This window comes from Microbacterium sp. SD291, assembly GCF_017355365.1.
Taxonomy (GTDB): domain Bacteria; phylum Actinomycetota; class Actinomycetes; order Actinomycetales; family Microbacteriaceae; genus Microbacterium.
Window position 1 is genome coordinate 147,061 of record NZ_JADIJR010000001.1, and the last position, 25,517, is coordinate 172,577.

23 protein-coding genes are annotated in these 25,517 nt (G+C 69.5%); 5 read left to right on the forward strand and 18 right to left on the reverse strand.

The genetic code is table 11. The features are described from left to right. The first annotated feature begins 247 nt into the window (after positions 1–247). Positions 248–610 carry a hypothetical protein gene (locus IPV10_RS00595; protein WP_207479271.1) on the forward strand — a complete coding sequence of 121 codons (363 nt, stop codon included), beginning with the start codon at positions 248–250 and terminating at the stop codon, positions 608–610. A 6-nt stretch (positions 611–616) separates the two neighbouring features. Here the strand turns inward: IPV10_RS00595 and IPV10_RS00600 are convergent, their stop codons facing one another. The 11 genes from IPV10_RS00600 to IPV10_RS00650 all read right to left on the reverse strand — a co-directional run bounded on the left by IPV10_RS00600 (position 617) and on the right by IPV10_RS00650 (position 11,898). Continuing rightward, positions 617–1,060: a type II 3-dehydroquinate dehydratase gene (locus tag IPV10_RS00600; protein ID WP_207479273.1), complete on the reverse strand. Its 444-nt coding sequence runs from the start codon at positions 1,058–1,060 to the stop codon at positions 617–619. Next, positions 1,057–2,145, reverse strand: a complete 1,089-nt coding sequence (aroB, locus tag IPV10_RS00605; protein ID WP_207479276.1) for a 3-dehydroquinate synthase — start codon at positions 2,143–2,145, stop codon at positions 1,057–1,059. Before aroB ends, IPV10_RS00600 begins: the two co-directional genes overlap by 4 nt. Before the next feature lie 25 nt (positions 2,146–2,170). Beyond that, positions 2,171–2,689, reverse strand: a complete 519-nt coding sequence (locus IPV10_RS00610; RefSeq protein ID WP_207479277.1) for a shikimate kinase — start codon at positions 2,687–2,689, stop codon at positions 2,171–2,173. Continuing rightward, positions 2,673–3,902 (reverse strand): chorismate synthase, encoded by a 1,230-nt coding sequence (gene aroC, locus IPV10_RS00615; protein WP_207479279.1) that lies wholly within the window; start codon positions 3,900–3,902, stop codon positions 2,673–2,675. Before aroC ends, IPV10_RS00610 begins: the two co-directional genes overlap by 17 nt. Before the next feature lie 30 nt (positions 3,903–3,932). After that, positions 3,933–4,769 (reverse strand): shikimate dehydrogenase, encoded by an 837-nt coding sequence (locus IPV10_RS00620; RefSeq protein ID WP_207479281.1) that lies wholly within the window; start codon positions 4,767–4,769, stop codon positions 3,933–3,935. Next, positions 4,766–6,268 (reverse strand): endolytic transglycosylase MltG, encoded by a 1,503-nt coding sequence (mltG, locus tag IPV10_RS00625; protein ID WP_242684463.1) that lies wholly within the window; start codon positions 6,266–6,268, stop codon positions 4,766–4,768. The genes IPV10_RS00620 and mltG overlap by 4 nt, the downstream gene beginning before the upstream one ends. A gap of 2 nt (positions 6,269–6,270) precedes the next feature. Further along, complete coding sequence (gene ruvX, locus IPV10_RS00630) at positions 6,271–6,744, reverse strand: Holliday junction resolvase RuvX (RefSeq protein WP_207479283.1); 474 nt, start codon at positions 6,742–6,744, stop codon at positions 6,271–6,273. Then, entirely contained in the window at positions 6,741–9,401 is a 2,661-nt protein-coding gene (gene alaS, locus IPV10_RS00635) for an alanine--tRNA ligase (RefSeq protein WP_207479284.1), read from the reverse strand. Before alaS ends, ruvX begins: the two co-directional genes overlap by 4 nt. Before the next feature lie 60 nt (positions 9,402–9,461). Continuing rightward, on the reverse strand, positions 9,462–9,650 hold the full coding sequence (locus IPV10_RS00640) for a hypothetical protein (RefSeq protein WP_207479286.1): 189 nt from the start codon (positions 9,648–9,650) through the stop codon (positions 9,462–9,464). A gap of 114 nt (positions 9,651–9,764) precedes the next feature. After that, positions 9,765–10,394, reverse strand: a complete 630-nt coding sequence (rpsD, locus tag IPV10_RS00645; protein ID WP_045280244.1) for a 30S ribosomal protein S4 — start codon at positions 10,392–10,394, stop codon at positions 9,765–9,767. A gap of 172 nt (positions 10,395–10,566) precedes the next feature. Next, on the reverse strand, positions 10,567–11,898 hold the full coding sequence (locus tag IPV10_RS00650) for a replication-associated recombination protein A (RefSeq protein ID WP_207479288.1): 1,332 nt from the start codon (positions 11,896–11,898) through the stop codon (positions 10,567–10,569). Between the two features lie 87 nt (positions 11,899–11,985). Here IPV10_RS00650 and IPV10_RS00655 point away from each other — a divergent pair, with 87 nt between their 5' ends. Then, complete coding sequence (locus tag IPV10_RS00655; protein WP_207479291.1) at positions 11,986–12,297, forward strand: hypothetical protein; 312 nt, start codon at positions 11,986–11,988, stop codon at positions 12,295–12,297. A gap of 141 nt (positions 12,298–12,438) precedes the next feature. After that, positions 12,439–13,347: a formate/nitrite transporter family protein gene (locus tag IPV10_RS00660; RefSeq protein WP_207479293.1), complete on the forward strand. Its 909-nt coding sequence runs from the start codon at positions 12,439–12,441 to the stop codon at positions 13,345–13,347. Between the two features lie 71 nt (positions 13,348–13,418). On the opposite strand, the gene IPV10_RS00665 is transcribed toward IPV10_RS00660, so the two are convergent. The 4 genes from IPV10_RS00665 to nirB are packed head-to-tail and all read right to left on the reverse strand — an operon-like array spanning position 13,419 to position 18,248. Next, the gene (locus IPV10_RS00665) at positions 13,419–14,546 is read right to left on the reverse strand and encodes a uroporphyrinogen-III synthase (RefSeq protein WP_207479296.1); all 1,128 of its coding nucleotides are present in this window, start codon (positions 14,544–14,546) and stop codon (positions 13,419–13,421) included. Further along, positions 14,543–15,295 (reverse strand): uroporphyrinogen-III C-methyltransferase, encoded by a 753-nt coding sequence (gene cobA / locus IPV10_RS00670; protein WP_207479299.1) that lies wholly within the window; start codon positions 15,293–15,295, stop codon positions 14,543–14,545. The genes IPV10_RS00665 and cobA overlap by 4 nt, the downstream gene beginning before the upstream one ends. 11 nt (positions 15,296–15,306) lie before the next feature. Further along, positions 15,307–15,675 carry a nitrite reductase small subunit NirD gene (gene nirD / locus IPV10_RS00675; protein WP_207479302.1) on the reverse strand — a complete coding sequence of 123 codons (369 nt, stop codon included), beginning with the start codon at positions 15,673–15,675 and terminating at the stop codon, positions 15,307–15,309. Next, a complete protein-coding gene (nirB, locus tag IPV10_RS00680; protein ID WP_207479305.1) occupies positions 15,672–18,248 on the reverse strand; it encodes a nitrite reductase large subunit NirB in 2,577 nt (858 codons plus the stop codon). The genes nirD and nirB overlap by 4 nt, the downstream gene beginning before the upstream one ends. 214 nt (positions 18,249–18,462) lie before the next feature. Between nirB and IPV10_RS00685 the strand changes: the two genes are divergently transcribed. Next, on the forward strand, positions 18,463–19,833 hold the full coding sequence (locus IPV10_RS00685; RefSeq protein WP_207479308.1) for a DUF349 domain-containing protein: 1,371 nt from the start codon (positions 18,463–18,465) through the stop codon (positions 19,831–19,833). Positions 19,834–19,900: 67 nt separating this feature from the next. After that, positions 19,901–20,452, forward strand: a complete 552-nt coding sequence (locus IPV10_RS00690; protein ID WP_207479311.1) for a hypothetical protein — start codon at positions 19,901–19,903, stop codon at positions 20,450–20,452. On the opposite strand, the gene IPV10_RS00695 is transcribed toward IPV10_RS00690, so the two are convergent. From IPV10_RS00695 to secD, 3 genes are all read right to left on the reverse strand, one after another. Further along, on the reverse strand, positions 20,439–22,694 hold the full coding sequence (locus IPV10_RS00695; protein ID WP_207479314.1) for a bifunctional (p)ppGpp synthetase/guanosine-3',5'-bis(diphosphate) 3'-pyrophosphohydrolase: 2,256 nt from the start codon (positions 22,692–22,694) through the stop codon (positions 20,439–20,441). The two genes, IPV10_RS00690 and IPV10_RS00695, sit on opposite strands and share 14 nt — an antisense overlap. 69 nt (positions 22,695–22,763) lie before the next feature. Then, positions 22,764–23,753: a protein translocase subunit SecF gene (gene secF, locus IPV10_RS00700; RefSeq protein WP_207479317.1), complete on the reverse strand. Its 990-nt coding sequence runs from the start codon at positions 23,751–23,753 to the stop codon at positions 22,764–22,766. Next, positions 23,753–25,501 carry a protein translocase subunit SecD gene (secD, locus tag IPV10_RS00705; protein WP_207479319.1) on the reverse strand — a complete coding sequence of 583 codons (1,749 nt, stop codon included), beginning with the start codon at positions 25,499–25,501 and terminating at the stop codon, positions 23,753–23,755. The genes secF and secD overlap by 1 nt, the downstream gene beginning before the upstream one ends. Between the last annotated feature and the right edge of the window lie 16 nt (positions 25,502–25,517).

Below are 25,517 nucleotides of genomic sequence, written 5' to 3' on the forward strand. Positions count from 1 at the left end.
CTGCCCCCGTGACCACGTCCACCGGCACCGCACCAGAGCCCACTACCGCACCCGCCCCGACCGCACCGTCGAAATCACCACACCCACCGGATTCACCAGCAGGAACGCATCCCCCAGCAGCGCACCGCCGCCGTTCTGATGCCGCGACGCCTGTTCCGGCACCTGTCCACCCCATTGACGATCGCGCGCGCTCGGCGCACGTTGGATCAAAGAACAGGACGAGCATAGAGGAGCAGGAGGTCCGCTCATGTCGAAAGCACAGCGCAGGCGAGCCGGCAGGCTTCCGGATCCGACTCTGGTGCGGAATCAGCCGGCGCTGCGCACGTCATCCGGTTCGATCTGGATCATCGTGGCGTCCGTCTTCACGGCCGTCTCCCTCGTGCCGCTGGTCGGCATCGTCGCCGAAGGGGGTGCTGCGGCGACCGTGGCCATGTGGACGGCCGTCATCGTGGTCTGCCTGCTTGCCGCGATGGTGCTGATGCGCCTCACGGTGCGTCCAGGGCCGCCCCGGCTCCGGGCACTGGCGGTGTGCTTCATCGCGATGGCCGCAGTCGCACTGATCGGCGTGGCGACCTGCGTGATGATCGTCTGGGCGCCGTTGCGGGCGTGAGCCGGCCTACGGGATGAGGGCCGTGAGTTCGCGCACTGCATCCGCGTAGCCGTCGACGCCGCGCCCGATGACCCGCACCGCCGCCACGTCGTGCAGATAGGAGTGATGCCGGAACTCCTCGCGGGCGTACACGTCCGATATGTGGACCTCGGCGAACGGCAGGCCGACGCCGGTGAGCGCATCGCGCAGCGACACCGAGGTGTGCGTGAGGCCTGCGGGGTTGATCACGATCCCCGCGCAGTCCTCGCGTGCCGCATGGATCGCGTCGATCAGCACGCCCTCGTGATTGCTCTGGATCGCCCGCAGCTCGAACCCTGCTGCAGCCGCGGCATCCGCCGTGAGGCGCTCCACGTCGGCGAGGCTGGCTGCGCCGTAGATCCCGGGCTCTCGCATGCCGAGCAGGTTCAGGTTCGGGCCGTTGACGAGCAGAAGGCGGCGGGGCGATGTCACTCCCCGACCTCCTGGTAGGCCGCGAACAGCAGCGACTCGTCCGGCGCCTGAAGCACAGTGGGCTTCGCGATGTCGTCGAGCAGGATGAAGCGCAGCATCCCGCCTCTGCTCTTCTTGTCGCGCTGCATAGTCGCGAGCAGCTGCTTCCACGCCCCTGCGCGGTACGACGTCGGAAGTCCGAGCGACTCCAGGACGGCGCGGTGGCGTTCGGCCCCCGCGTCCGACAGTCGACCGGCGAGGCGGGAGAGCTCGGCTGCGTAGAGCATGCCTACCGAGATCGCCGCACCGTGACGCCACTTGTAGCGCTCCGCGTGCTCGATCGCGTGACCGAGGGTATGCCCGTAGTTGAGGATCTCGCGCTGACCGGCCTCGCGGAAGTCGTCGGAGACGACGCGCGCCTTCATGTCGATCGCGAGCTCGACCGCGCGACGGAACTCCGGAGTCGTCGTGTCCACAGCGCGGGCGGGATCGGCCTCGATGATGTCGAGGATCTCCGGCGCCCAGATGAAGCCGGCCTTCACGACCTCGGCGAAGCCTGCGGTGGCCTCGTTCGCACTCAGGCTGCCGAGCTCGTCGAGGTCTCCGATCACGGCGCTCGGGGCCCAGAACGCGCCGACGAGGTTCTTGCCCTCGCCCGTGTTGATACCGGTCTTGCCGCCGACGGAGGCGTCGACGAGACCGAGCACCGTCGTCGGCACCTGAACGACCTGCACGCCGCGCAGCCACGTGGCGGCGACGAAGCCTGCGAGATCGGTCACTGCTCCCCCGCCGTAGCCGATCACGGCATCGGTGCGGGTGAAATCGGCCTGACCCATGACCTGCCAGCAGAACGCCGCGACCTCGATGCGCTTGCCCTGCTCGGCGTCCGGCACCTCGGCGAGGAGCACCTCACGGGGGCCGTTCTCGGTGTCGGCGAGCAGCCGGTCGCGCAGTTCGGCGGCTCGGGCCGCCAGGGTCGGCGGGTGCACCACGAGGACCTTGCGCACGCCCGGTGCGAGGGCTGCGGACACGGTGTCGAGGATGCCGCGCCCGATCGTGATGTCGTACGGGTCGTTCCCCGTGACGCTGATGGTCGTGGTGCTCATCTGTGTCCTCTCCGACTCTGCCCTCTCAAGCATGCTCTCTCCTCCATGTCGCGATGTCATCGGCGATGCGCTGCATCGGGCGGCGTGACGTGTCGAACGTCACGTCCGCCACCTCGTCGTACCAGCCTCGCCGCTCCTCGAAGATGCGCTTCCACCGTTCCAGCGGGTCGTCCCCTTCGAGCAGCGGACGGCCGCCGCCGGTGATCCGCTCGGCGACGGCCTCGTCGGTGACGGTGAGGAACACGACGGGATGCGCGCGCAGCAGTGCGCGCGTCCCAGCATCCGTGACAGCTCCGCCACCCAGCGAGACGACGCCGCCCTCCTGCAGGGCAGCAGCCACTGCGGCGCGCTCCAGCGCCCGGAAATGCTCCTCACCGTGCTCGGCGAAGATCTCCGGGATCGGACCGTGCTCCGCAGCCACACGCCTGTCGGTGTCGATGAACCCGACTCCGAGTCTGCGGGCGACGCGCCTGCCGACGCTGGTCTTGCCGGCCGCCATCGGGCCGACGAGCACCAGCGTGAGCGGATCAGCCTCGCTCGTCATGCGCGATGAGCGCCGCCTCGGACGCGGGGGCCGTACGCAGCTCCTCGGGGATACCCGCCAGGTAGCCCTCGACGTTGCGGCGGGTCTCGCGGATGCTGTCGCCGCCGAACTTCTCGAGAACAGCGCGGGCCAACTCGATCGCGACCATCGCCTCGGCGACGACACCCGCGGCCGGCACGGCGCACACGTCCGAGCGCTGATGGTGCGCGGAGGCGTCTTCGCCGGTGGCGACGTCGATCGTGCGGAGCGCATGCGGAACGGTCGCGATCGGCTTCATCCCGGCGCGGACGCGCAGCACGGTGCCGGTCGACATGCCGCCCTCGGTGCCACCGGCGCGGTCGGATCCTCGGGTGATGCCGTCGGCCGTGGCGAACAGCTCATCGTGCGCCGCGGAGCCGCGGCGGCGTGTGGTCTCGAAGCCGTCACCGACCTCGACGCCCTTGATCGCCTGAATGCTCATCAGCGCCTGTGCGAGGCGTGCGTCGAGGCGGCGGTCCCAGTGCACGTGGGAGCCGAGCCCCGGCGGGAGGCCGTAGGCCAGCACCTCGACGATGCCGCCGAGGGTGTCGCCGTCCTTCTTCGCGTCGTCGACCTCGGCGACCATCAGGGCTGAGGTGGCCGGGTCGAAGCAGCGCAGCGGATCGGCATCCAGTGCGTCGACGTCGTCCGGTGTCGGCAGCGCGGAGCCCTCCGGGACCTGGACCGGTCCGATGGACAGCGTGTGGCTGACCAGGCGGATGCCGAGCTCGCCGAGGAACGAGCGCGCGATCGCACCCAGAGCGACGCGGGCGGCGGTCTCGCGGGCGCTCGCCCGCTCGAGGATGGGCCTTGCCTCGTCGAAGTCGTACTTCTGCATGCCGACGAGGTCGGCATGACCGGGACGAGGCCGTGTCAGCGGAGCGCTGCGGCCGCGCGACTTGTCGGTCAGCTCGACGGGCTCGGGGTTCATGACCTCGATCCACTTCGGCCACTCGGTGTTGCCGATGCGCAGCGCGATCGGGCTGCCGAGCGTCTTGCCGTGGCGGACGCCGCCGGAGATCGTGAGCGCGTCCTGCTCGAACTTCATCCGCGAGCCGCGGCCGTAGCCGAGCTTGCGACGCTCGAGATCGGCCTGGATGGCCTCGGAGGACACCGGGACGCCGGAGGGAAGACCCTCCATGACGGCGATGAGTTCTGGGCCGTGGGATTCGCCGGCCGTGAGCACGCGGAGCATTGCTCTAGTCTCCCATGCGTTCGGGCCCCCTCAGGCCCGCGTTTCGTCCTGCGACTGCAGCGCCGCGCGCATCGCGGCGATCACCGTCGCCTCGTCCGGCAGCGACACCTCCGGATCACCGTGCCGGAAGACCCGGATCTGGCGGACGGCCTGGTGCAGCAGCATCCCGAGCCCCGAGATCGCGGGCGCATCGCCCCAGATCGAGGCGAGCGCCGACGGCCACGGCGAGTAGGCGACGTCGAACAGCGCCCCGCCGTGAGCGGCGAGAGGTGCGGACACCTCGTCGGGCAGCGCCGAGCCGCCGGGCAGCGTCGCGACGGTGAGGTCGACGGCGTCGGACTCCGCACTGAGCGTGCCGATTTCGACGCGGACGCCCAGACGACCGCCCAGCTCCGCGAGCGGGGCGGCACCCTCCGGTCGCCGTACGCGCACGTCGATCTGCGCCGCTCCGAGGTCGGCGACCGCGACCAGGGCGGATGCCGCGGTGGCGCCGCCGCCGAGGACCCGCACCGTATCGACCCGCGTGATCCCGTGCTCTGCGAGGGCGTCGACGATTCCGCCGACGTCGGTGTTGAAGGCCAGCACCCGCTCACCGAGCAGCAGCGTGTTCGCGACACCCGTGAGCTCCGCATGCCGGTCTCGAACGTCCGCCACCCGATGCGCCTCCTCCTTCAGCGGCATCGTGAGCGACAGTCCGCGCCAGGATTCGTCGAGGGAGGCGAAGGCCTCTGCGAACCCGGCCTCCGTCACCTGGCGGCGTCCGTAGTCCCAGTCCAGGCCCAGCACGTCGTACGCGGCCGCGTGCAGCTGCGGAGACCTGGAGTGCGCGATCGGGTCACCCCAGACCGCGAGGCGGTCGCGGCTCATTCTGCGGCGCAGCCGCCGTCGGGGTTCGCCCTGCACCAGGCGTCCCACTTCTCGACACCCTGGAGATGCTCCTCATAGGTCTCCGAGAACTGCGTCTCCCCCGTCGCGAGGTTGATCGTGACGAAGTAAAGCCACGGGCCGTCGGCCGGATGCATGGCCGCGTCGATCGCGGCGTCGCTCGGACTCGCGATCGGCGTGGCAGGCAGGCCCGTGTGCACGTACGTGTTCCACGGGTTGGGATCTGCCAGCGCCTCTGCCGAACTCGACACGACGCCCTCGTGCAGCGACCCGTAGCCGTACTGGGCGGTGGAGTCCATCTGCAGCTTCATGTCGATGTCCAGGCGGTTCTGGATCACCCGTGAGACCTTCGGGAAGTCTGCGGTCAGTCCCTCGCGCTGGATGATCGACGCGATGGTGAGGATGCGCTGCTCGTCACCGGCCGGCACACCCGCCTCGGCAAGCGAATCGCGGGTGCGATCGACCATCTGCTGGATCACCTGCGTCGCCGTGAGTCCGGGATCGAAGGTGTAGAGGGCGGGGAACAGCCAGCCCTCGAGAGTCTGTGCGGTGACGCCGTAGGCCGCAGGATCGGCGACAGCCGCCTCGAAGTCCGCGAGCGGCAGACCGAGGGTCTCAGCGATCGTCGGCAGCGACGACTTGATCGTCGCTCCCTCGCCGACGCTGACGGTGTTCTCCATCTTGCTGGCGGGGTCCTTCAGGGCAGCGGCCGCAGCCTCCGCCGTCATCTTCTCCTGAAGCTTGTACACACCCGGATAGAACGTGAAGGCGACGTTCTCGTCGATCAGGTAGTCGTAGAAGACGTCCTCGGTGCGAGTGACTCCGGCCTCGTAGAGGGCCGCCGAGACCGGGCCGCCGGTGTCACCCTGCTCGATCGTGACGAAGACCTCACCGGTCGCGAGCCCGGGTTCCCAGTCTTCCGGGTCGCCCCAGCCCATGAGCTCGCTGATCCGGTCGCCATAGGTGTTCCACGCCCATGCTCCGCCGGCGGCGAGTCCGCCGAGCAGTGCCAGCACGACGATCAGAGCGATCAGGCAGCCACGGCGCCGCCTCTTCTTCGGCACACCGTGGTCGTGGTGGTCGTCGTGATGCCCGTGGAAGAGGTCTTCGAGTCCGGGCGCGGAGGAAGCGCTCTCCGCGACCGATGTGGCGGGAGACGAGTCCGGCGTCGGGTCGGCGGTGGTCTCGGTCCGCGCTGACACGCGGTCCATGGCCGCCGCCGCAGCGGCGATCGGCCCGGTCGCAGCGGCGATCGGCGCGGTTGAGTGGGTCGGGGGCGTCGAGTGGGTGGTCGGCGTCGGCGCGTCGGTTCCGGACGACTGCGCGGCGGCGGCCTCGCGCGCCGCGCGGCGGGAGCCGGGCACGGGCGGAGTGCTCTCCTGCTGCGGGATCTGCCGCGTCGGTGCGGGAAGATTCTCGAACAGGTCGCCCAGACGGGCTCCCGGATCGTGCCGGGGGGAAGCACTCTCGCGTTCGGGCATTGTCAGCGGGACTCCTCATCAGACGGAATCGTGGCGCCGGGCGGGTTTCCGGTGCTCTTCTCCGTGTCAATCGCCTGCTGCAGAAGCACCACGGCGGCGATCTGATCCACAATGCTACGAGAGTTCTTCTGAGTTCTGCCCGAAGACCTCAGCGCGGCGTGCGCGGTGACGGTGCTGAGACGCTCGTCGACGAGCCGCACCGGAGTGCCGATCTGCGCCTGCAGCGCCGCGGCGAACTCCCGGGCATCCGTGGTCGAGGCGGTATCGGCCCCCTGCATGTTCACGGGGAGGCCCACGACGAGCTCGAGGGGCTCGTACTCCGCCGCGATCTCCGCGATGCGCTGGATCGACGTCTCGTTCCGCTGCACCGTCTCCACCGGAACCGCGAGCATCCCGTCCGGATCGCACCGGGCGACCCCGACCCTGGCCCTGCCGACGTCGATTCCGAGCCGCACCCCGCGGCGGAAGCCGCTCACGCTGCGTGCAGCTCCTGCGAGATGGCCTCCAGCGCAGCAGGCAGCGCCGAGCCGTCGGTGCCGCCGCCCTGAGCCACGTCGTCACGACCGCCTCCGCCGCCGCCGAGGACCGACGCCGCGCGCTTCGCGAGCGCACCGGCCTTGGCTCCAGCCGCACGCGCGGCGTCGTTGGTCGCCACGACAACGACAGGACGGCCGTTCACGACGGCGCCGAGTGCGACGACCGCGGCATCCGCGCCGAGCCTGTCACGCACGCCCAGGACGAGCTCGCGCACATCATCCGCCGAGTCGAGTTCTCCCAGGGACTGCGCCGCGAGCCGGAACGAGCCGACCCGCGTAGCCGCGTCGGCGATCGCGGGGACCTGACCTGCGCGCTCCTTGGCCTCGAACTGGGCGATGCGCTTCTCCGCCGCCTTGAGGCCTGCGGCGAGGTCGGCGATGCGCGCCGGCAGCTGATCGCGCGGGGTCTTCAGCGAGCTGGTGAGCTGCGAGACGATGGCGCGCTCCGCGGCGAGCTCTCGGAACGCGTCCTGTCCGACGAGCGCCTCGATGCGGCGGTTCGACGCGCCGACGGACGATTCGCCGACGAGGCTGACGAGGCCGATCTCGGCGCTCGATGACACGTGCGTGCCGGCGCAGAGCTCGCGAGACCAGGGACCGCCGATGTCGACCATGCGCACGACGTCGCCGTACTTCTCGCCGAACAGCGCCATGGCGCCGGCTTCCTTCGCCTCATCGAGCGAGACGATCCGGGTCGTCACCTCGAGCGCATCCTGCACCGCGCGGTTCGTGATCTCCTCGATCTCGCTGCGGGTGTCGGCCGACAGCGCCTGCGACCAGGAGAAGTCGAAGCGCATGTAGCCCGCGCGGTTCAGCGAGCCGGCCTGCGTCGCGGTCGGGCCGAGCGTGTCGCGGAGGGCCGCGTGCACGAGGTGGGTCGCTGAGTGGGCCTGGCGGGCCGACCGGCGATTCGCGGCGTCCACGACCGTGGTCGCCGCGTCGTCGACCGCGACCGCGCCGCGGCTCACCTCGACGGTGTGGCTGATGAGGCCGGGGACAGGTCGCTGCACGTCGAGGACCTCGAGCTCGAAGCCGGGCCCCACGATGGTCCCCTTGTCGGCGACCTGACCGCCGGACTCGGCGTACAGTGTCGTCTCGGCGAGCACGACCTCGGCGATCTGCCCCTCGGTCGCGGTCTGCGCCGGCTGACCGTCGACGAGGATGCCGAGGATGCGGGACTGCACCTCGAGCTCGGAATAGCCGTCGAAGCCGGTCTCGCCGAGCGCGCGCAGGCTCCGGTACACCGAGACGTCGGCGAGCTGGCGCTTGCGGTTGCGGGCATCCGCCTTCGCGCGCTGGCGCTGCTCCTGCATGAGCGTGTCGAACGCCGTGCGGTCGACGTCGAGCCCTGCCTCCTCGGCGACCTCGAGGGTGAGGTCGATCGGGAAGCCGTAGGTGTCGTGCAGCAGGAAGGCCTCGGGGCCGCTGAGCGTGGTCCCGCCGCCCTTCCTGGTCTCGTCGAGCGCGAGGTCGAGGATCGTGGAGCCTGACGCAAGGGTGCGCCGGAACGTCTCCTCCTCGGCGAAGGCCGCAGCCGACAGGATCGACCAGTCCTTCTCCAGCACGGGGTACGCGGTCTTCATGGCGTCGCGGGACGCGGTGAACAGCTCGGGGAACGCGGGCTCGTCGACGCCGAGCAGCCGCATCGCGCGGACAGTGCGCCGCATCAGGCGGCGGAGGATGTACCCGCGGCCCTCGTTGGACGGGCGCACGCCGTCGGAGAGCAGCATGAGCGAGGAGCGCACGTGGTCGGCGATCACGCGGAAGCGGACGTCGTCCTCGTGCACGGCACCGTACCTGCGCCCGGAGAGCTCGATGGCGCGGTCGAGGACCGGGCGCACCTGATCGGTCTCGTACATGTTCTCGACGCCCTGCTTGAGGAACGCGACGCGCTCGAGCCCCATGCCGGTGTCGATGTTCTTCATGGGCAGCTCGCCCACGATGTCGAACTCGGTCTTGCCGCGGATGTTCTCGATGAAGTCCTGCATGAACACGAGGTTCCAGATCTCCAGGAACCGCGAGTCGTCGGCTGCGGGCCCGCCGTCCTTGCCGTAGGCCGGACCGCGGTCGAAGAAGATCTCGCTGTCGGGACCGCCGGGGCCTGGCTGACCCGTGTTCCAGTAGTTGTCGGCGCGGCCGAGGCGCTGGATGCGCTCGGGCTTGAGGCCGATGATGTCGCGCCAGATCGCCTCCGCCTCGTCATCCGTCTCGTAGACGGTGACCCAGAGGTCCTTCTCGTCGAAGCCGAGTCCGCCGTCCGACTCGGAGCCGGTGAGCAGCTCCCAGGCGTAGCGGATCGCGCCCTCTTTGAAGTAGTCGCCGAACGACCAGTTGCCGAGCATCTGGAAGAACGTGCCGTGCCGTGCCGTGCGCCCGACCTCTTCGATGTCATTGGTGCGGATGCATTTCTGCAGATCGGCGATGCGCGGATGCGGCGCGGGAACGACACCCGTGAGATACGGGATCATCGGCACCATGCCGGCGACCGTGAAGAGCAGCGACGGGTCGTCGCTGACCAGCGAGGACGACGGGACGATGAGGTGGTCGTTCTTCTCGAAGAAGTCGAGATAGCGCTGCGCGATCTCCGCAGTGTTCATAGCTGTGCCGGGTGTCCTTGCTTGAGAGGTGTGATGCTGACGCGCGAGAGCGCGGGCGGGTCAGTCGTCGGCGGGGTCGGTGAGCCGCGCCTCCTGCTGGCGGTAGGCGTCGCCAATGATCGCGGTGAACTCGTTGATCCGGGCGTCGACCTCGGCGAGGAGGTCATGACCGCGCGGGTCCTTGTTCATGAAATGCGCCGCGACGAAGCCGCCGATCACACCGATCAGGAACCACAGCACGTTCTTCATGTCGTCATCCTCGCACTTGACCCGCGATGGCGCGGTGCCTCCATCGTATGCGGAAACGACAGAAGGCGTCGGGTCACCCCGACGCCTTCTGCTGAATCGCTGGATTCGCTGAACTCAGCGAGCCGCGTAGTACTCCACGACGAGCTGCACTTCGCAGGTCACGGGGACCTCGGCGCGCTTCGGACGACGGAGCAGGCGGGCCTGAAGCTTGTCGAGCTCGACCTCGAGGTAGCCGGGAACGGGAGGCAGGACCTCGGCGTGACCGCCGGCCGCTGCGACCTGGAAGGGCTCGGTGCCCTCGCTCTTGGCCTTGACGTGGATGAGCTGACCCGGCTTCACGCGGAAGGACGGGCGGTCGACGAGCTGGCCGTCGACGAGGATGTGACGGTGCACGACGAGCTGGCGAGCCTGCGCGGTGGTGCGGGCGAAGCCCGAACGCACGACGAGCGCGTCGAGACGCATCTCGAGCAGCTCGACCAGGTTCTCACCGGTCAGGCCGTCCTGACGGCGAGCCTCGTTGAACGTGTTGCGCATCTGCTTCTCGCGGATGCCGTACTGCTCGCGCAGACGCTGCTTCTCACGGAGACGGACGGCGTAGTCGCTGTCTGCCTTGCGCTTGGTGCGGCCGTGCTCACCCGGAGCGTAGGGACGCTTCTCGAGGTAGCGGGCGGCCTTCGGGGTGAGCGGGATGCCGAGGGCACGGCTCAGACGGACCTTGCGGCGGTCCTGGGACTTCGTGGTCACGAAGTTATCCTTCCGATGACGTGGTCGCGTCTTTCACGACTCACGGACGTATCGTCCGCGTTCTGCCTTGGAGCGCACGCCGGGGCGCCAGCAAGGTGGGTATGAACGAGGAGATGCCCGAAAACTCGGTTTCGAGCCGCTCAAGTCTAACAGATCGCCGCCCGGGCGCTGATCAGCGATCCCCGAGGATCCGGCGGATCCGTTCCAGACGTGCGGAGATGTCGCGCTCCGCTCCCAGGTTCTTCGGCTCGTAGTAGCGGCGGCCGTCGAGCTCATCCGGCAGGTACTGCTGCGGGAGGACGCCGAACTCGCTGTCGTGCGGGTAGGCGTAGCCCCGGCCGTGGCCGAGCCGCTTCGCACCGGGATAGTGCGCGTCGCGCAGATGCACGGGGACCCTGCCGAAGCCGCCGGCGCGGATGTCGGCGATCGCCGCGTCGATGCCGACGTACGCCGCGTTCGACTTCGCGGTCGTCGCCAGGTACACCGTGGCCTCGGCGAGGGGGATGCGTCCCTCGGGCATTCCGATGAAGGCGACGGCGTCGGCCGCGGCGACCGCGATGCCGAGCGCCTGCGGGTCGGCAAGACCCACATCCTCGGATGCCGAGATCACCAGGCGCCTGGCGATGAACCGCGGGTCCTCCCCCGCCTCGATCATCCTCGCCAGATAGTGCAGCGCGGCATCGGGATCGGATCCGCGTATCGACTTGATGAACGCGCTGATGACGTCGTAGTGCTCGTCGCCCTGCCGGTCGTAGCGGAGCAGAGCCTTGTCCACCGCCTGGGAGACGTCATCGGCGGAGACCTCCGGCGCTGCCCCGTCGTCGGCTCGCGACAGCGCGACGGCGGCCGCGGCCTCCAGCCCGGTGAGCGCCCTCCTCGCGTCGCCGGAGGCCAGGCGGATCAGCGCCGCCCGCGCCTCGTCGGCGAGCGTCACGGCCCCGTTGAGGCCCCTCGCATCGCTCACGGCGCGATCGGTCAGCAGTCCGATGTCGTCGTCGGTCAGGGGCTGCAGGGTGAGCAGCAGCGAACGGGACAGCAGCGGCGAGATCACCGAGAACGAGGGGTTCTCCGTCGTCGCGGCGATCAGGATGACCCAGCCGTTCTCGACGCCGGGCAGCAGCGCGTCCTGCTGCGCCTTCGTGAAGCGGTGGATCTCGTCGAGGAACAGGATCGTCGTCTGGCCGTACAGGTCGCGCTGCGTGATCGCCTCCTGCATTACCTCACGGACGTCCTTGACGCCGGCGGTGATCGCGGAGAGCTCGACGAAGCGCCGGCCGGAGGACCGGGCGATCGCCTGTGCGAGGGTGGTCTTGCCCGTGCCGGGCGGCCCCCACAGGATGATCGAGACGGCACCGGGCGAGGTCGCCGCAGGGTCTGCGAGTGCGACGATCGGGGATCCGGCCCTCAGCAGATGCTTCTGCCCCGCGATCTCTGCGAGCGACACCGGCCGCATGCGCACGGCGAGCGGCGTCTGCCCGGAGAGCAGTGCGGAGGCTTTGGTCACCCTCCCAGGCTAATGCGGGCGGCAGACGTTCACGACGGTAGGCTCTCAGCGACGTCGCCGATCCACGGCCAGTAGAGGGAGCACGGCATGGCAGCACGCGGTTCGAAGACCACGCACCGCTCACGTGCGCAGGCGGAGCGCGCACGGGTGCACTCGGCCCGCAGGGCGTGGCACGACGGCGTGATCCGGCGGCGCGTCCGCGACAACACGATCGCCGGCGTCGTAGGCGGACTCATCGTCGCCGCCGCGATCGCGAGCCAGTTCGTGCATGCCCAGGTCACCGCACCCGAGCCGTCTCCGACGCCGACCGTGACCCCGACCGTGACGCCCACCGGCACTCCGGCCCCCGGCACCACCCCGTCCTCCGAGCCGACGCCGACCGGAACCCCGGCCCCGTGACTCGAGCGCTCACACCGGAGTCCACCGGATGTGAGCGCTTGGCACCACGGTCGTAACGCGCACGGCGACCGGCCGAAACGCGAATCGGCGACGCTGGATGCAGCGAACACGCTGCTGCCGGAATCCCCGTGGAGGTCGCCCATGTCCTATGTCAAGCCTGCTGAACTCGTCACCCGGATGGTGGATGCAGGGGCCTACAAGCTCCAGCTGTCCACCAGGGACACGCTGATCCGCGCCTTCATGGGCGCCGCGATCCTCACCCTCGGCGCGGCCTTCGCCGTGACCGTGTCGACGCAGACCGGCCAGCCGCTGCTGGGCGCGCTGCTGTTCCCGATCGGGTTCGTGCTCCTGTACCTGCTCGGCTACGACCTGCTCACCGGAGTCTTCACCCTCACCCCGCTCGCGGTGCTCGACCGCCGCCCGGGTGCCACGGCAGGTGCCGTGCTGCGCAACTGGGGCCTGGTGTTCCTCGGCAACTTCGGCGGGGCGTTCCTGGTCGCGGTGCTGATGGCCGTGTACTTCACGTACGGATTCTCGGCCGACACCAGCCCGGTGGGGCTCGCGATCGGCGAGATCGGCCACGGGCGCACCGTCGGGTACGCCGAGCACGGCGCCGCCGGCATGCTGACGCTGTTCATCCGCGGGGTCCTGTGCAACTGGATGGTGTCCACGGCCGTCATCCTCGCGATGGTCTCGGAGAACGTGCTGGGCAAGATCGTGGCGATGTGGCTGCCCATCGCGCTGTTCTTCTACATGGGCTTCGAGCACTCGATCGTGAACATGTTCCTGTTCCCGTCCGGGCTCCTGCTCGGCGCCGACTTCACGATCATGGACTACCTGATCTGGAACGAGATCCCGACGGTGGTCGGCAATCTCGTCGGCGGGCTGCTCCTCGCGGGACTGCCGCTCTACTTCACCTACGGGCGTCCAGCGACCCGACGGGTCCGCGCCCCGCGCACCAGGACCGAGAGCGCGAAGCCCGTGCACGCGGTCGAGACGCCGGTCGAGACGCCCGTCGGACGTACGCCGGAGACGGTGAACGCCGGCTGAGCGGATCGGCCGCCGGAGACGGCGATGCCCGGTGGAGCTCATCCGCTCACCGGGCATCGCCGTCTCCGCGTTCAGTGCTCGGTGGCGGCCAGCCGGTATCCGCGCTTGACCACGGTCTGGATCAGCTCGATCCCGGACAGCGCGTCGCGCAGCCGCGCCACGGCGACCTCGACGGCGTGGGCGTTGCGGTCCCCGCCGGGGAGCACCCTGCCCAGCTCGGCCCTCGACAGGACCCTGCCCCCTGCCTCGGACAGCGCCCCCATGATGGCGGTGGCTGTGCGCGAGAGCGGGATGAAGCGCGAGTCGACGAGCACTCCGCCGCTGCGGACCTCGACCCGTCCGAATTCGGTGTGCATCGACGGCGCATGTCCGCCGCCGAAATGCGCGATCACGCTGCGTGCGAGGGAGCCGAGACGACCGCGATCCGCGATCGTGGTCGGCAGGTTCGCGTCGTGCAGCGGCATGGCCGTGATCGGGCCGACGGAGGCGAGGAGCAGTCGTCCTGACTCGGCGCGTCTCCTGATGCCGTCCAGCGCGCCCGCCTTCTCCGCCACTTCGATCCAGGATGCCGCGCCGGGGGCGGAGGTGAACAGCACGGCGTCCACCTCGCCGGCGCCCGCCTGCAGCGTCGAACGCCGGACGACCTCAGGGTCGGGCGGTGGCCCCCACCGGTAGACGGTCACGCTCAGCACGTCGGCTCCGGCGTCGCTGAGAAGCTCGTCCAGTCCGTCGGAGCCCGCGCCGTGATGCTGCACGACGATGCGCTTGCCGTCGACACCGGAGGCGAGGAGGTACTCCCCCACCTCGGCCGACGTCTCCGAATCGGCGACCCAGTCGGCGGTGAATCCGGCCTGCTGGATGGCCCCGTGCGCCTTCGGTCCTCTGGCGATGAACTGAGCGTCCTGCAGCGCGGAATCCAGCCGCTCATCGAGGCCGTGCTCGTGCGCTGCATCCATCCACCCTCGGAATCCCACTCCGGTGGTGACCACGACGATGTCGGGCGGGGCTGCGACCAGCTGCCGTGTGCGGCGCAGCAGCTCCGCGTCGTCGGCGTTCGGCACGATGCTCAGCGCCGGGGCTCGGTGCACTACGGCGCCGCGTCGCTCGAGCGCGGTCGCGAGGTCGGCCGAACGACGATCGGCTGCGACGATGATCGTGCAGCCGGCGAGTGCGGAATCGAGCGTTCGAGCGGGCGTCACGCTGAGCTCTCCGCGAGCATCTCGGCCGTCGGGAGGAGGAGTCCTTCGCGCGCGACCTCTCCGATCACGATGACCGCGGGGTTGATCACATCGGCCTCCTCTGCATCCGCCACGATAGTGCCCACGGTGCTGCGGATGGTGCGCTGCACGGCGGTGTGCCCGTTCTCGACGATCGCCACCGGGGTGGTCGAGGGGACGCTGCTCGCCAGCGCGATCGCGGCGAGGCGGGGGATGGCGGCGACGCCCATCAGCACGACCGTCGTCACGGCAGGGTCGGCCATGGATGCCAGGGCGCTCGGGGTGAGCTCTCCCTGCCCGTTCACGACGTGCAGGGCCGCCGAGACACCGCGATGCGTCACCGGGATCCCGGCGGCCTGCGGCACCGAGATCGCGCTGCTGACTCCGGGCGTCACCGTGACCGGGATGCCGGCGGCCTGGCACGCGAGGACCTCCTCGCCGCCGCGGCCGAACACGAACGGATCTCCGCCCTTCAGCCTGACCACCCGCCGGCCGGCCCTGGCATGGTGGACCAGCAGGGCGTTGATCTCGTCCTGCGGCACGGGATGGTGTCCAGGGCGCTTGCCGACGTCGATCACCTCGACGCCCGCGCCGAGGTGGGAGCGGAGCTCCTCGAACGGTCCGAGGCGGTCGGCGACGACCACGTCGGCCTCCATGAGCAGACGGTGAGCCCGGACGGTCATCAGATCCGCGGGCCCTGGACCGCCGCCGACGAGGTCGACCCGTCCCATCCGCGCCCGCCTCACGACTGCACCGCCCGGGGACCGTCGAGGTGCACGATGCCGTCGATCACGTGCACCTGCCAGACCCGCAGCGCCGCGCCGGCCTTTCCCTGGGTCTCCACGCAGATGCCGGTGCGCAGATCGAACACCTGCTTGTGCAGCGGCGAGGCGACCGTCGTCGCGTCGCCCCTGGTCCCGACGATGCCGCGCGAGATCACCTGGGCGCCGCTGTACGGATCGAGGTTGTCCACGGCGTGCACGCTGCCGTCAGGCAGCAGGAACAGCGCGACCTGCTCGTCGCCGAGCAGGGCCGCCCGGCCCCTTTCCACCTCGAGATCGGCGACGGCGCACACACGCACCATCGTCTCCTCGGCGATCGATGTCGTCATCGGCGGACCTCCAATGCTGTGCCGGCGATGAGGACACCGCCGCTGCGTCGTTCTTCTGCTGTGGCCGGGCGGATCTGGCCGCGCTCGGCGACGTAGGCGAGCGAAGGGTCGGGGGTGTCGGCGGCGTTGATGAAGGAGTGGAACCGCTGGAGCTTCTCCGGGTCGCGGAGCGTCGCCGCCCACTCGTCCTCGTAACGCTCGACGTGCTGCGACATCGCGGCGTCGAGATCGGCGCAGAGGCCGAGGCTGTCGTCGAAGATCACGTCCTTCAGCCCGTCGAGTCCCCCCTCGAGGTCGTCGAGCCAGGGCGCGGTGCGCTGCAGGCGATCGGCGGTGCGGATGTAGTACATGAAGAACCGGTCGATCGCCCGGATCAGGCCGTCGTCGTCCAGGTCGGTCGCGAGCAGCTGGGCGTGCTTCGGCGAGAAGCCGCCGTTGCCGCCGACGTACATGTTCCAGCCGGTCTCGGTCGCGATCACGCCGACATCCTTGCCCCGGGCCTCGGCGCACTCCCGCGCACAGCCGGAGACGCCGAGCTTCAGCTTGTGCGGGGCGCGCAGCCCGCGGTACCGCAGCTCCAGCCGCACGGCCATGCCGACCGAGTCGAGCACCCCGTAGCGGCACCAGGTCGATCCGACGCAGGACTTCACGGTGCGCAGCGACTTGCCGTACGCATGCCCCGACTCGAAGCCGGCATCCACCAGCCGCTGCCAGATCAGAGGCAGCTGCTCCAGCCTGGCCCCGAACATGTCGATGCGCTGACCGCCGGTGATCTTCGTGTACAGCGCGTAGTCCTTCGCGATCTGGCCGATCGCGAGAAGGCCCTCCGGGGTCACCTCGCCGCCCGGCATCCGCGGCACGACGGAGTAGGTGCCGTCCTTCTGCATGTTGGCCATGACGTGGTCGTTCGTGTCCTGCAGCGTCGCGTTCTCGCCGTCGAGGACGTGCGCGCCGACGAGGACGGAGAGGATGCTGGCGATCGCGGGCTTGCAGACGTCGCAGCCGCGCCCGCGCCCGAAGCGCTCGACGATCCCGCTGAAGGTCGTGAGCTGCGCGACCCGCACCGCGTCGAAGAGCTGCCTGCGCGACATGTCGAAGTGCTCGCAGAGCGCGTTCGAGACCGTCTGGCCCATAGACGCGAGCTCCTGCCCGACGAGCTTCTTGACCATCAGGACGCAGGAGCCGCAGGTGGCGCCGGCCTTGGTGCAGCCCTTGACGGCCGCCGCATCCCGGCAGTCCTCCTCGTGCACCGCCTGGCGGATCCTGCCCGCTGTGACGTTCGAGCAGGAGCACACCACTGCTTCGTCTGGGAGCGCGCCGCCCGGTGCCTCGTTGCCGCCCTCAGGCAGCAGGTAGGCGGCGGGGTCCGCGCCGAGCTTCGCGCCGACGAGGGGGCGCAGCGATCCGTACGCCGAGGCGTCGCCGACCAGGATGCCGCCGAGCAGGGTCTGCGCGTCGTCGGAGAGCACCAGCTTCTTGTACACCCCGGCCACCGGGTCGGCGTAGACGACGTCGAGAGCGTTCGGGGTGGTGGCGAACGCGTCGCCGAAGCTCGCCACGTCGACACCGGAGAGCTTCAGCTTCGACGAGTCGTCGTATCCGGGGAAGCCGGCATCCCCGCCGAGCAGCCGGGTAGCCGCGACCTCCGCCATCGCATACCCGGGGGCGACGAGACCGACGCAGCGGCCCTCGAAGCTGGCGACCTCGCCGATCGCGAGGATGTGGGGATCCGAGGTCGAGCAGCGCTCGTCGATGATGACGCCGCCACGCGGATCGACATCGAGCTCGGCATTGCGGGCGAGTTCGTCGCGCGGGCGCACTCCGACGGTGAACACGACCACGTCCGCGCGCTCGAAGGACCCGTCCTGGAACTCGAGCGCGGTCACCGCACCCGACGAGTCGGGATCGAGCCGGGTGGTGCGGGACTCCGTGCGCACGCTGATGCCCCTGGCCTCGAGGAGGCGCCTGAGCATGCCGCCGCCCGCCGGGTCGAGCTGCGCCGACATCAGCCGGTCGGAGTACTGCACGACCGTCGCCTCGACGTCCATGCCCTGCAGCGCGCCGGCGGCCTCGAGGCCGAGGAGCCCGCCGCCGATGACGGCGCCGCGCATCGGACGCCCGAGCATCCGCCCGCGGCGCTCCACGAAGTCGCGGAGATTCTGCACGTCCTCGATCGTCCGGTAGACGAAGCAGCCGGGGAGGTCCGCCCCGTCGACGGCGACCTTGGCCGCGTACGACCCGGTCGCGAGAACGAGCGTGTCGTAGCCGATCGTGGTCCGTGATCTGGTCGTCACGGTGCGCGCCGACCGGTCGATGCGGAGCACCCGATCGTTCGGCATCAGCCGCACACGGTCGTCGTCGAAGACGGCCCTGTCGAGCTCGAGCTCCGCAGGCGTCGTCCCGGAGAAGAAACCCGTCAGCCCGACGCGGTCGTACGGATGCCGCCCCTCGTCGCCGATCACGGTGATCCGCAGCGGCGACTCCGCGCGGCTGAGCAGGCTCTCCACGAACCGGTGCGCGACCATGCCTGCGCCGACGACCACGATCTCGGCTGCGGGGATGCTGGCGTTCATGAAGGCTCCTGTCGACGGGGGAAGAGTCGTGCTGGCGACGATAGGAGCGCGGTGTTTCCCGGATGTGACGCGGCGTGTTTCACCCGTCGAACGATCTCCTCACAGATCGGTAACGGCGATGTGAGATGTGCCGCCCCACCTGGCGCCTCCTCTCGTACTAGGCTGAACCTCGTCCTTTCCGCCTCCCGCGGATGTTCCGCGCAAGGAGAATCACGTGTCTTCCGACGAGTCCTCGAAGCCGACTCCCCCCGTCCCGGCTCCCCCCGCAGTCCCGCGTCCGCCGAAGGTGCCGACTCCGGCAGCGGTCGCCCCGGCCGCACCCGCCGCTGCCGCCGCCGTGCCGCAGCAGAGCGCGGAGGAGATCGCCAAGTGGGGCCGCGTCTCCGAAGACGGCACCGTCGAGGTGCACGAGGGCGATGAGTGGCGCGTCGTCGGCCAGTACCCCGACGGGACGCCCGACGAGGCCCTCGCCTACTTCGCCCGCAAGTTCGACGACATCGCCTTCAAGGTGCGCACGCTCGAGCAGCGGCACCAGGCCGGCGGCGCGTCGGCGAGCGATCTCGTCAAGCAGGCCGGTCACGTCCTCGAAGAGGCGACGGATGCCGCCGCAGTCGGAGATCTCGCGGGGCTCCGCGAGCGACTGAACGCGCTCACCGAGTCGCTGTCCGAGGCGACGGCGCTGGAGGCGCAGAAGGCGAAGGAGCTCATCGATCAGGCGATCGCGGAGCGCACCGCCCTCGTCGAGCGGGCCGAGGCCATCGCCGCAGGCGATCTGTCGAAGGTGCAGTGGAAGCAGGTCACCGCCGAACTCGGCGAGCTGTTCGACACGTGGCAGGCGCAGCAGCAGAGCGGCCCTCGCCTGTCGAAGGGGATCTCGCAGCAGCTCTGGAAGCGCTTCAGGGATGCCCGCGCAGTCGTCGACAAGCAGCGACGGGCGTTCTACTCCGAGCTCGACGACGCGCACAAGTCGGCACGCGACGCGAAGACCCGCCTGGTCGAGCGCGCCGAGGCGCTCGCGCCCCGCGGCATCGACGGCATCCCCGCGTATCGCACCCTCCTCGACGACTGGAAGGCCGCGGGTCGTGCCGGCCGCAAGGCGGACGACGCGCTGTGGGCGCGCTTCAAGGCCGCCGGCGACGCGCTCTACTCCGCCCGCGCCGAACAGGCAGCGGCCGAGGAGGCCGACTCCGCTCCCAAGATCGAGGCGCGTCAGGCGCTGCTCGAAGAGGCCAAGGCCGTCGCCGATGAGGCGGACATCAAGCGGGCCCGTGCCCTGCTCACGCGCATCCAGCGTCAGTGGGACGACATCGGCCGCATCTTCCCTCGCGAGAAGGAGCGCGCTCTCGACGACCGTCTCCGAGTCATCGAGCAGGCGCTCAAGGCGCGCGAGGAGGTCGACTGGAAGCGGAACAACCCCGAGACCAAGGCGCGTGCGAACGACATGAGCTCGCAGCTGCAGGAGGCCATCGACAAGCTCGAGGCCGAGCTCGCCGCCGCGCAGAAGTCCGGAGACAAGAAGGCGGCCAAGGCCGCATCGGATGCTCTCGAGGCGCGTCGCGCCTGGCTGAGCGCGCTCGGGAACTGACCGCCGCTTCTCCACAGATCGCTTCAGCGGACTCCGGACGCGGGGTGCACTGCGCCACACTGGCGTGATGCACCCCGCGTTCCTGTATCTCCCCGGCGACCGGCTGACGCTGCCGGAGCTGACCGCAGCGCGCCTCGACGGCGATGTCGTCGAGATGGGCGAGGGCTACGTCCCCGCCGATCTCGTCGAAGCCGCGAGCATCCGCGCCGGTGCGCTGGCCCGGCTCATCGCGCCGGGAACCGCGGCGTCGGACGCGACAGCGGCCTGGATACACGGGGCAGGCGACGCCCCGCCTTCTCCGCATCATGTCCGGCGCGCCGTCGGCCACCGGATCCGCGCGCAGTCGCATCAGCGGCTCGTGTTCCACGACACGTTCGTGCCGGCATCCGATCTCGTGCTGGTCGGAGGCATCCCGGTGACGACCGCGCGACGGACCCTCGCCGATCTGGCACTCGGCGTGCATCGCGACCCGTCCTGCCTGCCGTGGGTCCGTGCGCTGGCTGCAGCCGCACCGGATGCCGTCGTCGAGGCGTCGCACGCGCTGCGCGCCATGACGCGGGTCCCGGGCACGCGGGCGGGGCTGGCCGCGCTCGAAGCCGCCGCCGTCAGGACGAGGTGACGCGGTAGACGTCGTAGACGGCGTCGATGCGCCGCACCGCGTTCAGGACGCGGTCGAGGTGGACGGCATCGCCCATCTCGAACACGAAACGGCTGAGGGCGAGCCGCTCGTCGGTGGTCGACACTGTGGCGGAGAGGATGTTCACGTGGTGCTCGCTGAGCACGCGCGTCACATCGGACAGGAGTCCCGATCGGTCGAGCGCCTCGACCTGGATCTGCACCCGGAACACGCTCTTGGTCGTCGGCGCCCATGACACCTCGACGAAGCGCTCCTTCTCCGCGTCGGTGCTGAGCGCCTTCACGTTCACGCAGTCGGCGCGATGCACCGACACGCCGCTGCCGCGGGTGACGAAGCCGACGATCGGGTCGCCGGGCACCGGCGTGCAGCACTTCGCGAGCTTGACCAGGATGTCGGCCGCCCCGCGGACGAGCACTCCGGAATCGCTGGCCCGCGATTCCCGGGTCTGCACGCGGCCGGGGATCTCGATGGCTCCGGTGGTCGTGTCGTTGGCCGCGACCAGGGCCGTCACCTTCTCGAGCACGGACTGCGTGGAGACGTGGCCTTCGCCCACGGCGGCGTAGAGCGCCGAGACGTCCTCGTAGCGGAGCTGATGCGCGACCTCGGCGAACGAGTCCTGGCTCATCAGCCGCTGCAGCGGCAGGTTCTGGCGGCGCATCGCGCGGGCGATGGCCTCCTTGCCCTGCTCGATCGCCTCCTCGCGGCGCTCCTTCGTGAACCAGCCGCGGATCTTGTTGCGCGCGCGGGTGCTCCTGACGAAGCCGAGCCAGTCCTGGCTCGGCCCCGCGTCGGGGTTCTTCGACGTGAAGACCTCGACGACGTCGCCGCTCTTGAGCTCCGACTCCAGCGGGACGAGCCGGCCGTTCACCTTGGACCCCATGGTGCGGTGGCCGATCTCGGTGTGCACGGCGTATGCGAAGTCCACCGGGGTCGCACCGGCGGGAAGGCCGATCACGCGGCCCTTCGGCGTGAAGACGTAGACCTCCTTCGCTCCGATCTCGAAGCGAAGGGAATCGAGGAACTCGCCGGGGTCGGCCGTCTCGGCCTGCCAGTCGGAGATGTGCGCCAGCCAGGCCATGTCGGCATCCGAAGAGCGGATCTCGGCCTTGCCGCCGTTCATCCGCTCCTTGTACATCCAGTGCGCCGCGACGCCGTACTCCGCCTGATGATGCATCTCGTGCGTGCGGATCTGGATCTCGACCGTCCGGCCGGCCGGGCCGATGACGGTGGTGTGCAGCGACTGGTACAGATTGAACTTCGGCGTGGCGATGTAGTCCTTGAAGCGACCGGGCAGCGGCGTCCATCTCGCGTGGATGGCGCCGAGCACCGCATAGCAGTCGCGCACCGAGGCGACGAGGACGCGGATGCCGATCAGGTCGTAGATGTCATCGAACTCGCGACCCCGCACGACCATCTTCTGGTACACGGAGTAGAGCTGCTTCGGACGACCGACGACCTTCCCGCGGATGCGGAGATCGCGCAGATCCTCGTCGATCTCCTCGACGACCTGGCTCAGGTACTTCTCCCGCTGCGGGGTGCGCTGCGCGATCAGGCTGTGGATCTCGTTGTAGATCTTCGGATGCAGCACCGCGAACGAGAGGTCCTCGAGCTCGGACTTGATCGCCTGGATGCCGAGTCGATTCGCCAGCGGCGCATAGATCTCGAGCGTCTCCTTGGCCTTCTTCGCGGCCTTCTCCGGAGGCACGAACCCCCAGGTCCGGGCGTTGTGCAGCCGGTCGGCGAGCTTGATCAGCAGCACCCGGATGTCCTTCGACATCGCCACGATCATCTTGCGGACCGTCTCGGCCTGCGCGCTCTCGCCGTACTTGACCTTGTCGAGCTTGGTGACGCCGTCGACCAGCATCGCCACCTCGTCGCCGAACTCCGCGGTGAGGTCGGTCAGCGCGTAGCCGGTGTCCTCCACGGTGTCGTGCAGGAGCGCCGCCGCGATCGCTCGCGGACCGAGGCCCAGCTCGGCGAGGATCTGCGCGACGGCGAGCGGGTGCGTGATGTACGGCTCGCCGCTCTGCCGCAGCTGACCCGTGTGCTTGTCCTTGGCGACCGCGTACGCGCGCTCGATGACCGAGAAGTCACCGCGCGGGTGATTCACCCGGACCGTGCGGATCAGGTTGTCGAGGTCGTTGACCCTGGGCGCGCGGGAGAAGATGCGGGGAACCAGACGTCGCAGACTCGAACCCTGCGACGACGACTGCGGTTCCGCCATCCGCTCACCTCCCTGATCACATCATCCTACGCGTGCTCTGCGGGGTGCGCCCCCGCCGGACGGAGGCGATCAGGCGTCGACCGTGGCCTTGCTGCGCGCTTCGCGGATCTTCGCGTCCCTTGCAGCGATCTGCGGCTCGTTCTCGCGGAAGAGCGAGTACAGCGGCGCCGCCACGAAGAGCGTCGAATAGGTCGCGACCAGGATGCCGACGAAGATCGACAGCGAGATGTCGGTGAGCGTCTCCGCACCGAGCCAGAACGCGCCGATGAAGAGGATCGCGCCGACCGGAAGGGCCGCGACGACCGACGTGTTGATCGATCGCACCAGCGTCTGGTTGACGGCCAGGTTCACGGACTCCCCGAACAGCCGCGACGACTTCTCGCCGTCCTCGGTCGTGTTCTCGCGGATCTTGTCGAACACGACGGTGGTGTCGTAGAGCGAGTACGCGAGGATCGTCAGGAATCCGATCACGGCGGCCGGCGAGATCTCGAATCCGGCCAGCGCGTACACGCCGACGGTGATGACGAGCACGTCGAGCAGTCCGATGATGGCGGCGGCAGACATCTTCCAGGTGCGGAAGTAGATCGCGAGGATCAGGAACGTCAGCGCGAGGAAGATCGCGAGACCCCACAGCGACTGCCTGGTGACGCTCTCACCCCACTGCGGGCCGATGAACGACGAGGTGACGCTCTCCGGCTCGACCCCGTAGATGTCCGCCAGCGCCTTGGACACCTGCTGGGTCTCGTCGGCGCTCATCTGGTCGGTCTGCACCCGGATGTCGGTGCCGCTGACCGTGACCACCTTGGTGGTGGCGTCCGCGACGATCGACTTCACTGCGTCTGCGGCGAGTCCCTGATCGGTGCTCTGCGGAGCCTGGACGGTGAACTGCGATCCGCCGGTGAATTCGATCGAGAACTGGATCGGACGGATCAGCGGCACGAGAGCCGAGCCGACCACGAGGGCGATCGCGATGATGAACCACAGCCGGCGCCTGCCGACGAACGGGAAAGAGGTCTTCCCCGAGTACAGGTTGTTGCCGAACTCACTCATGGAGGCCATCAGGCGTCTCCCTCACTGGCTGCGCTGATGGATCTGTCGGCATTCGCGGGCCTGTCGCCCGCGAGAGCCTCGGCCCTCTTGCGTTCTGCGATGGTCTGCCGGCGATCGGCCTCGCCGCGCGATCGGGCGTTCTTCGCACCGCGTCCTGCCGAGGCCGTCGTGACGTCGCGGAACTGCGAACGGCTGTGGTACACCGCGCCGAGCGCCTCGGGGTCGAGGCCGGACAGACGGTGGCCGCCGCCGAAGAACCGGGTCCGCGCGAGCAGCTGCATCACCGGATGCGTGAAGATCACGAAGATGAGCACGTCGATGATCGTCGTGAGCCCGAGGGTGAAGGCGAAGCCCTTCACTGTCGAGTCGGCGAGGATGTAGAGCACGACGGCGGCGAGGATGTTGATCGACTTGGAGATGTAGATCGTGCGCTTCGCGCGTCCCCAGCCGTCTTCGACCGCGGCGATGATCGACTTGCCGTCGCGGAGCTCGTCTCGGATGCGCTCGAAGTACACGATGAAGGAGTCGGCGGTGAAGCCGATCGACACGATCAGGCCGGCGACGCCGGCGAGCGAGAGCCGGAATCCGAGGCGCCAGGCCAGGATGCAGATGATGATGTAGGTCAGCACCGCCATCACGGCGATCGAGGCGATGATCACCGAGCCGAGCGCTCGATAGACGATCAGCGAGTAGATCGCCACCAGCGCGAGACCGATCAGGCCGGCGATCAGGCCGATCTGCAGCTGCTGCGTGCCCAGGGTCGCGGAGATCGTGTCGGAGTTCAGCACCTCGAAGCTGAGCGGCAGGGCGCCGAACTTCAGCTGGTCGGCGAGCGTCTTCGCCGAGTCCTGGTCGAAGCTGCCCGAGATGCTGGGCCGCCCGTCGAGGATCAGTCCGTTCATCCGCGGCGCGCTGATCACGTTGCCGTCGAGGACGAACGCGAACTGGTCGCGCGGGGTGAGGCCGTCGATGCGGTACTGGTTGAGGCGCGTGCTCACCTTGCCGAACGCGTCGGTGCCGGCGCCGGTCATCGTGAGCTGCACCATCCAGGCGCCCGTCTGCGGGTCGCGGCCGCTGGTGGCGTCCGAGATCGCGGTGCCGTCGAGCTCGGCGGGTCCGAGCAGGAACTTCGCCTGGCCGATGTCGTCGCAGGCGATCAGCGGCTGATCCTTGGGCGCGCGTGCCGCGTTGTTCTCCGGGTTGCTGCAGTCGTAGGCGAGGAACTCCGCCGCCAGCTTGTCCGTCACCCAGGCGAGGTCGCTCGCGTCGGTCGGATCCGCGGTCGGCGTCGCGTTCAGCGAGTCGTCCGGGGTCGGATACGGCGTCGGGTTGCCGTCCTCGCCGACGAACTCGTTCGTCGGCGCGTTCGTGGCCAGCACCGCGCGGAACTCGAGCTGGGCGCTGGACTGGATGCGCTCCCGGGTCTGCTCGTCGGCGACACCCGGGATCTGGACGACGATGTTCTGTCCGCCCTCGGTCGTGATGTCGGCCTCGGCGACGCCGGAGGCGTCGACACGCTGGCGGATGATCGCCGCGGCCTGATCCATCTGCTCCTGAGAGGGGGCGGCGCCATCCTCCGTCTGGGCACCCAGGACGATCTGCGTGCCGCCCTGGAGGTCCAGGGCGAGCTCAGGCGACCAGGAGCTCTTCTGGAAGACGTGCACGCCGACGGCGTTGATGCCGAACAGGACGCCCGTCACGAGGACGAGCCCGAGGAGGACCCGCCACGCATGACGGACCGGGGAGGAAGTGGCCACGTGAGGTCAGCTTTCT